8 protein-coding genes are annotated in these 7,696 nt (G+C 45.3%); 3 read left to right on the top strand and 5 right to left on the bottom strand.

The genetic code is table 11. From position 1 onward, the window contains the following. Positions 1–103 precede the first annotated feature (103 nt). The 5 genes from rplT to AB4493_RS17450 all read right to left on the bottom strand — a co-directional run bounded on the left by rplT (position 104) and on the right by AB4493_RS17450 (position 4,402). Entirely contained in the window at positions 104–457 is a 354-nt protein-coding gene (rplT, locus tag AB4493_RS17470; protein WP_004733517.1) for a 50S ribosomal protein L20, read from the bottom strand. A gap of 42 nt (positions 458–499) precedes the next feature. Continuing rightward, positions 500–694, bottom strand: coding sequence for a 50S ribosomal protein L35 (rpmI, locus tag AB4493_RS17465; RefSeq protein ID WP_004738430.1), 195 nt, complete (start codon positions 692–694; stop codon positions 500–502). Between the two features lie 104 nt (positions 695–798). After that, entirely contained in the window at positions 799–1,350 is a 552-nt protein-coding gene (gene infC, locus AB4493_RS17460) for a translation initiation factor IF-3 (protein WP_076654893.1), read from the bottom strand. Between the two features lie 2 nt (positions 1,351–1,352). Next, positions 1,353–3,281, bottom strand: coding sequence for a threonine--tRNA ligase (gene thrS, locus AB4493_RS17455; protein ID WP_017059786.1), 1,929 nt, complete (start codon positions 3,279–3,281; stop codon positions 1,353–1,355). A 377-nt stretch (positions 3,282–3,658) separates the two neighbouring features. Then, a complete protein-coding gene (locus tag AB4493_RS17450) occupies positions 3,659–4,402 on the bottom strand; it encodes a sporulation protein (RefSeq protein WP_136978508.1) in 744 nt (247 codons plus the stop codon). 181 nt (positions 4,403–4,583) lie between these two features. On the opposite strand from AB4493_RS17450, the gene hutC reads away from it, so the two are divergent. From hutC to hutG, 3 genes are all read left to right on the top strand, one after another. Continuing rightward, the gene (hutC, locus tag AB4493_RS17445; RefSeq protein WP_017059778.1) at positions 4,584–5,297 is read left to right on the top strand and encodes a histidine utilization repressor; all 714 of its coding nucleotides are present in this window, start codon (positions 4,584–4,586) and stop codon (positions 5,295–5,297) included. 113 nt (positions 5,298–5,410) lie between these two features. After that, positions 5,411–6,661: an imidazolonepropionase gene (gene hutI / locus AB4493_RS17440; RefSeq protein ID WP_372155516.1), complete on the top strand. Its 1,251-nt coding sequence runs from the start codon at positions 5,411–5,413 to the stop codon at positions 6,659–6,661. Beyond that, entirely contained in the window at positions 6,648–7,676 is a 1,029-nt protein-coding gene (hutG, locus tag AB4493_RS17435) for a formimidoylglutamase (RefSeq protein WP_017059776.1), read from the top strand. Before hutI ends, hutG begins: the two co-directional genes overlap by 14 nt. Positions 7,677–7,696 lie beyond the last annotated feature (20 nt).

The raw sequence follows: 7,696 nt of genomic DNA, 5'->3' as shown, positions 1-7,696 counted from the left end.
TGCGAGATGCGAGATGCGAGAGAGTATGGCAAAGCCAAATTACAGGCAATAAAAAAGGAGAACCGAAGTTCTCCTTTTCTTAAACCTTTAAGCTAACTCTAAATTATAGAGATGCTTTCGCTTTTTCAACTAGAACAGCAAATGCTGCTTTGTCGAATACTGCGATGTCAGCAAGAATCTTACGGTCGATCTCGATAGATGCTTTCTTTAGGCCATTGATGAAACGGCTGTAAGATAGACCATTTTGACGAGATGCCGCGTTGATACGTGCAATCCAAAGTTGACGGAATTGACGTTTCTTGTTGCGACGGTCACGGTAAGCGTATTGACCAGCTTTGGTAACTGCTTGGAAAGCTACGCGGTAAACACGTGAACGTGCTCCGTAGTAACCTTTAGCTTGTTTTAGAACTTTCTTATGACGTGCACGAGCTTGTACACCACGTTTTACGCGAGGCATTATGCTTCTCCTAAACTAAACGAATTTATAAACTAAAAAGAATTAAGCGTATGGCATCATACGTAGAACTTGAGCAACTTCACATTTAGGAAGGATCGAGTTCGGACGTAGCTGACGCTTGTTCTTAGTAGTACGCTTAGTCAGGATGTGACGTTTACCAGCGTGCTTAAACTTAATACCACCAGCAGTTTTCTGGAAACGCTTAGCAGCACCTTTGTTGGTTTTCATCTTAGGCATGATGAATAACTCCGCATTGTTGAGTTGTTAATAACATAGTAATTAGGGCGAATAAAACCCCGCAACCTGAGGCTGCAGGGTTCAATTACTTGCAAAGCCGTTAATTACTTCTTTTTAGGGGCCAACACCATGATCATCTGGCGACCTTCAATTCTCGTTGGGAAAGATTCGACTACTGCAAATTCTTCAGTATCCGCTTTCAAACGATTAAGAACGTCAACACCGATTTCTTGGTGAGCCATTTCGCGGCCACGGAAGCGAATTGTTACCTTCACTTTGTTGCCGTCTTCTAGGAAACCAGTCAGGTTGCGTAGTTTTACCTGATAGTCTCCAATATCAGTTCCAGGTCGGAATTTAATTTCCTTGATCTGAACCTGCTTTTGCTTCTTCTTCTGCTCTTTCGCAGCTTTGCTCTTCTCGAAGAGGAACTTACCGTAGTCCATCACACGACAAACTGGCGGCTCGGCGTTAGGGCTGATCTCTACAAGATCCATACCAGCTTCATTTGCAGCTTCCATCGCTTCAGCGATTGATACTACACCAACAGCTTCGCCGTCTGCGCCAGTTAGACGCACTTCACGAACGCCACGAATGTCACCGTTTAAACGGTGCTGGTTTTGTTTGGCCGGTTGTTGGCCACGTCTTCCGCCTTTAATAGCTATTCCTCCAGATTGAGCTTACGGCTTGAAACCTCGGCTTGGATGTATGAAATAAAGTCATCCACTTTAAATTTGCCAAGGTCCTTACCTTTACGTGTACGTACTGCAATTTCGCCGGCTTCCATTTCTTGGTCACCACACACAAGCATGAACGGTACACGTTTCAAAGTATGTTCGCGGATTTTAAAGCCAATCTTCTCATTTCTCAAGTCTGCTTTGACTCTAAATCCACTTTTTTGCAGTTTTTTCGTAATTTCTTGTACATATTCAGACTGTTTGTCTGTAATGCCCATTACAACTGCTTGTTCTGGCGCCAACCACGTTGGGAAGAAGCCAGCGTATTCTTCAATAAGAATACCAATGAAGCGTTCTAGTGAACCTAAAATCGCGCGGTGGATCATAACTGGCGTGTGACGCTCGTTATCTTCACCTACGTAAGTAGCACCTAAACGTTCTGGTAATGCAAAATCGAGCTGCACTGTACCACATTGCCAAGCGCGGTCCAAACAATCATGCAAAGTAAATTCAATCTTAGGTCCGTAGAACGCACCCTCGCCTTCTTGAATCTCGTATGCAATGTCCATTGCCTCTAGCGCTTGCTTAAGGTCAGCCTCTGCACGGTCCCACATTTCGTCTGAACCTACACGCTGTTCTGGACGAGTAGATAGCTTAACAACGATGCTTTCGAAGCCGAAAGTTGTGTAAGTATCGTAAACCATTTCAATACAAGCTTTAACTTCTTGTTGAACTTGGTCTTCAGTACAGAATACGTGAGCATCATCTTGAGTGAAGCCACGAACACGCATAATGCCGTGAAGTGCGCCAGACGGCTCGTTACGGTGACATGAGCCGAACTCAGCCATACGTAGCGGTAGATCACGGTAAGATTTCAAACCTTGGTTGAAGATTTGAACGTGACCAGGACAGTTCATTGGCTTGATAGCGTATTCACGGTTCTCTGAAGAAGTAGTGAACATCGCTTCAGCGTACTTATCCCAGTGACCAGAGCGTTCCCAAAGAACACGGTCCATCATTAATGGGCCTTTAACTTCTTGGTAATCGTACTCAGTCAGTTTTTGACGAATAAATACTTCTAGCTCACGGAAGATAGTCCAACCGTTGTGGTGCCAGAACACCATGCCTGGTGCTTCTTGCTGCATGTGGAATAGGTCAAGCGCTTTACCGATTTTACGGTGGTCACGTTTAGCCGCTTCTTCTAGGCGCACAAGGTGAGCTTTAAGTGCCTTCTTGTCGTGGAATGCAGTGCCGTAGATACGTTGAAGCATCTTGTTGTCACTGTTACCACGCCAGTATGCACCCGCTACGTTAAGTAGAGTGAAGTGCTGGCAGAAGCTCATGTTAGGCACGTGTGGACCACGACACATATCGATGTATTCTTCGTGATGGTACAGGCCTGGACGATCGTCTTTAGAAACGTTCTCGTCCAAGATTTCAATCTTGTAAGTCTCGCCGCGAGCTTCGAATGCGTCGCGCGCTTCCTGCCAGCTAACTTTCTTCTTAACAACCTGGTATTTGGTCTTCGCTAGCTCTTTCATGCGCTTTTCGATCTTTTCTAGATCGTCTTGCGTTAGAGAGTGCTCAAGATCGATATCGTAGTAGAAACCGTTATCGATAGTAGGACCGATCGCCATTTTCGCTTCTGGAAAAAGCTGCTTAACCGCGTGGCCTAAAAGGTGAGCACAAGAGTGACGAACGATCTCAAGGCCATCAACTTCATCTTTAGCTGTGATGATTTCTAGGCTTGCATCGTTTTCGATAAGATCACAAGCATCAACACGCTCGCCGTCTACACGACCAGCAATGGTAGCTTTCGCAAGACCAGGACCGATTGATAGGGCAACATCTAGAGTTGATACAGGGTTGTCAAATTGACGCTGACTACCGTCAGGAAGAGTAATAATTGGCATTATTTGTCCTTTACAGTGGTGTTGCACACCAAGCAACACATGAAAATGTTTAATATATGTCTTTCAATCAACGAGTACGCTGATTGGGGATATATGCATAATAAATATACCCACATAGAAGCAAATACAGATGCCACATCTGTGAGTAGCCGAACATTGTAACGAAATTATATGAAATGACAATGTTAGTCCCGTAGCACCACAAAAACTATATGACTGAAATGTCTCTTCTATATAGATCCTTCTAACGCCTTACCCATAGCTCAATCATTAATTCGTTGGCTTTATCTACAATACAAAAAAGCCGAACGTTTAAGTTCGGCTTTAGAAATCATATTGAACCTATTAATAGAAAGACACTACTAACAGAGAGGCAACTACGCACTCATGATTCTTGAAACTGCATTGCGAATGTCTGAATCGGCAGCGTTCGCAGGCAAGCTGAATGAGATGTATTGATCGCCACGGAAGCTCATTGAGCGATCGATTTCTGCTAGGCAGTGAACCATTGAGCCTTCAACGATGAATGACAGCTCGATCTCTTTATTATTCATGAAACCGCCGCTGCGAAATTCAATCTCTTGGTAACAACCCGAACGAGAAGCAAAGTTGTTGCCTTTTAAGAAGCCCTTCTCTACGTCAGCTTTCACCATTGCCATACCGGATGCTTCCACGCCTTGGATGATTTTAGCAACTGTTGGCAGTGGGTGTACGGAGATAAAGTCACGGTCTTTAGGGTCAATCGCGAAGCCTATATCTAGGTTGGTTTCAACCCACACATGGCATTGGTTCATTTGTGCGTTCAACGCGGTGACTGGCGTTTCATCATTTAACTTAAGTCGGAATGGAACCAGTTTGGTTTCGCCCGGTTGGATAACGAAAGGCTCTACGGCTTGAATACGACCCAGTGAAAAGGTTTCGTAGCTGGTGCTATCTTCCGTTTCTACTTTTACTTCTGTGTTGAGAACCAAGTTGATCAGGTCGATTTGTTGCTCAACGTCACCACCAACAATGTGAACATTGCCAGACAACTCTCCACCTTGGAAAACTTCAATATTATCTAAGACAGTATCAACCTTTGCTGCACCGATGCCCAACGAGGCCTTTAATTTCTTAAACATATTATTTCCCTTTCTAATTATCTGATTTACGAATAGTTATTGCGTGACAATTTGCGACACTTGCCTCACAGAATCAAGCAATTTGCCCCATCTATGTTGAATAAGGTCACATTGCCCGAGGAAATGTTGAAATCGTGAAAAATTCCGTTACTCTATTTGTATAGTCAAATAAGGTTTCATTATGTCGAAAGCACCGCTCTACCTTCAGATAAAACAGTTCATAGATGACAAGATCAGCAGTGGTCATTGGCCGGTGGGTTACCAAATCACCACAGAACTCGAACTTACCGAGCAGTTCAATGTGAGTCGAATGACGGTCAATAAAGCCATTCGAGATCTTGTGTCTGAAGGCAAGCTCATCAGGAAACCAAGACTGGGGACTTTTGTTTGTGAACCCGACGAAAAAGCGCAATCTCCGTTGCTTGATATCAACAACATAGCGCAAGAGATCAAAGACCGAGGCCAAACGTATACTAGCCAAGTTATCAAGCACGATAGTATCAAGGCTGATGAAAGCACGGCTACACGGTTAGGTGTGATGATTAACGCAGAAGTGTTCTATAGTGAAATCATACACTTTGCGGACAACGCACCGATTCAATTGGAAGCGCGCTGGGTGAACTCTCAAGCCGCTCCAAAATACCTAGAGCAAGACTTTTCAACTTCCACACCTAATGAATACCTTTCAAAAAGCTGCCCGTTAAGTGCTATCGAGCACACAGTTGAAGCCATTATTCCAGACTCTCAAATCAGAACGTCACTAAAGCTATCTGAATCAGAGCCTTGCCTTCTTTTGAATAGAAGAACATGGAGCAAAGAACGCCTCATCAGCTTTGCATTGCTCTACCATCCTGGCTCTAAGTACAAATTAAGCTCCAAGATACTTCTAGATTAAAGAACATCATCCTGCTCGCCGATCACATTTTTGCAACATCAACTTGATTCGGGTCAGCGTTTAGCCTATTTATTTGTATATACATTTAATATTTAGCAAAGATCTAGGTGATTATGAATTTGATCCTCAAAAACGCACGAGTGGTCTCCATGAGTTCGGGATCCGACGGTTATCAGCCCTCTTCCCCTCAAGATATCGTTATCGAAAGCGGTAAAATCGTGTCCATCTCTTGTTCAAACCAAGGCGTACTTGATTCTGAGGTAGAACAACCGAGCACTGATAACTCTGAGGATTACATCACCTATGATTGCAAGAACAAGCTCGTCACCCCAGGTCTGATTGATTGCCACACTCACCTCGTATTTGCAGGCAATCGCGCCAACGAATTTGAACAGCGTTTGAATGGTATCTCTTACACCGACATCGCCAAACAAGGCGGCGGGATTCTTGCGACAGTCACTGCAACACGCGCAGCGCAAGAGTCTGAACTGGTTGAAATGGCACTACCTAGACTCGATGGCCTGCTAAGAAGTGGCGTAACCAGCATCGAAGTAAAATCGGGCTATGGTTTAACACTTGAAGACGAACTCAAGATGTTACGTGCAGCTAAAGCGTTAGAAAATCATCGCCGAATTAAGATCACTACCACTCTCCTTGCAGCACATGCTGTACCGCCAGAATACAAAGAACAACCAGATCGTTACATAGATCTGGTTTGCCAAGAGATCATTCCTAAAGCTGCGGGGCAAGGGCTCGCCGATGCCGTTGACGTGTTCTGCGAATCTATCGGCTTCAACTTAGAACAAACCGAACGTGTATTTGCAGCTGCCAAAGCACATGGGCTAGCGATTAAAGGTCACACTGAACAACTTTCAAATATGGGCGGCAGTGCGCTCGCAGCTAAATACGGTGCACTCTCTGTCGACCATGTTGAATACCTTGATGAAACCGGAGTAAAAGCACTGGCAGAATCAGGCACAGTCGCCACCTTATTACCCGGGGCTTTCTACTTCTTGAAAGAGACTCAACAGCCACCTATTGCTTTACTTCGTGAACACAAAATCCCAATGGCGATCGCGACCGACCTAAACCCCGGCACATCTCCCTTTGCAGACTTAACCCTGATGATGAACATGAGCTGCACCCTGTTTGGTACGACGCCTGAAGAAGCGCTACGCGGTGTAACTTGTAACGCGGCGGCTGCCATTGGTGAGTCACAAACCAAAGGCAAAGTCGAAATCGGTTATGCCGCAGATTTGGCTATCTGGAACATCGACCACCCTGCAGATCTAAGCTATCAAGTCGGTGTTCCTCACCTGCATAAACGCATTGTTAATGGCGAGGTGTGTCATGACTCAATCTAAATCCAACGCTATCCAAGAGAACGCAACAACCGTGCATAACTTTGTGTGGACCGGACGTAATGATCTTGAAGATGGCGCACTCGGTACTCGCGTTCATCACATTACCAAGCAAGTGCAAAGTAGTGAGTTAAGTGACAAGCTGACTGACGGTGATATCGCCTTGGTAGGCTTTGCCAGCGATGCCGGTGTTGCAAGAAATAAAGGACGCGTGGGCGCGAAACAAGCACCTAACTTGATACGCCAAGCGTTGGCGAATATGGCTTGGCACAGTGACGCACACATCGCCGATCTTGGTGATATCGAGTGCAATGATGGTCAATTAGAAGTCAGCCAAAAACAGTGTGCTTCTGTGATTGCCAATGCCTTAGCAACCAACAAAGTGATTACCCTTGGCGGTGGTCACGAGGTGGCTTGGGCAACGTTCCAAGGTCTCGCTGAGCACCTAAATAAAATTCAATCAGAACACAATCCTAAGATCGGCATCGTTAATTTTGATGCTCACTTTGATCTTCGTGAATTTGAAAGCGACATCACCGATGTTAAACCGAGCTCCGGCACGCCTTTTAACCAGATCAGTGATTACTGCCACGCACATCAATGGCCGTTTCATTACGCTTGTCTTGGTGTGAGTGCCGCCAGCAATACCAAAGCGCTGTTTAACAAAGCTGACCAACTGGGCGTGTGGTATGAACACGACCGCAACATGACCCAAGTGAATCAAGTCGCTCAACTGATCAAGTTACAAAAATTCATCGTTGAGTGTGATTATCTCTATCTCACCATTGATCTCGATGTTTTCCCCGCAGCTACTGCGCCGGGCGTAAGTGCACCAGCGGCAAGAGGCGTGAGCTATGAAGCGCTTGCTCCTTTTCTAGAACAGATTTTCCAACACAGTGAAAAACTCATTATCGCGGACATAGCGGAATACAACCCAGACTACGACGTCGATGGCCAAACGGCTCGATTAGCGGCTCGTTTATGTTGGGATATTGCCAGTGCAATGGCCAGCGACTAATCCAGCTATACCGATAACTA

This window comes from Vibrio sp. 10N.222.55.A1 (genome assembly GCF_041473835.1).
In the GTDB taxonomy this organism is placed as follows: domain Bacteria; phylum Pseudomonadota; class Gammaproteobacteria; order Enterobacterales; family Vibrionaceae; genus Vibrio; species Vibrio crassostreae_C.
Note: the sequence above shows the minus strand (reverse complement) of the source record. Positions and strands in the feature narration are given on the sequence as shown.

What these genes read in the sequence shown, in the direction of transcription:
- rplT (WP_004733517.1), bottom strand. Translation starts at nt 457, where the DNA reads ATGCCTCGCGTAAAACGTGGTGTACAAGCTCGTGCACGTCATAAGAAA.
- rpmI (WP_004738430.1), bottom strand. Translation starts at nt 694, where the DNA reads ATGCCTAAGATGAAAACCAACAAAGGTGCTGCTAAGCGTTTCCAGAAA.
- thrS (WP_017059786.1), bottom strand. Translation starts at nt 3,281, where the DNA reads ATGCCAATTATTACTCTTCCTGACGGTAGTCAGCGTCAATTTGACAAC.
- AB4493_RS17450 (WP_136978508.1), bottom strand. Translation starts at nt 4,402, where the DNA reads ATGTTTAAGAAATTAAAGGCCTCGTTGGGCATCGGTGCAGCAAAGGTT.
- hutC (WP_017059778.1), top strand. Translation starts at nt 4,584, where the DNA reads ATGTCGAAAGCACCGCTCTACCTTCAGATAAAACAGTTCATAGATGAC.
- hutI (WP_372155516.1), top strand. Translation starts at nt 5,411, where the DNA reads ATGAATTTGATCCTCAAAAACGCACGAGTGGTCTCCATGAGTTCGGGA.
- hutG (WP_017059776.1), top strand. Translation starts at nt 6,648, where the DNA reads ATGACTCAATCTAAATCCAACGCTATCCAAGAGAACGCAACAACCGTG.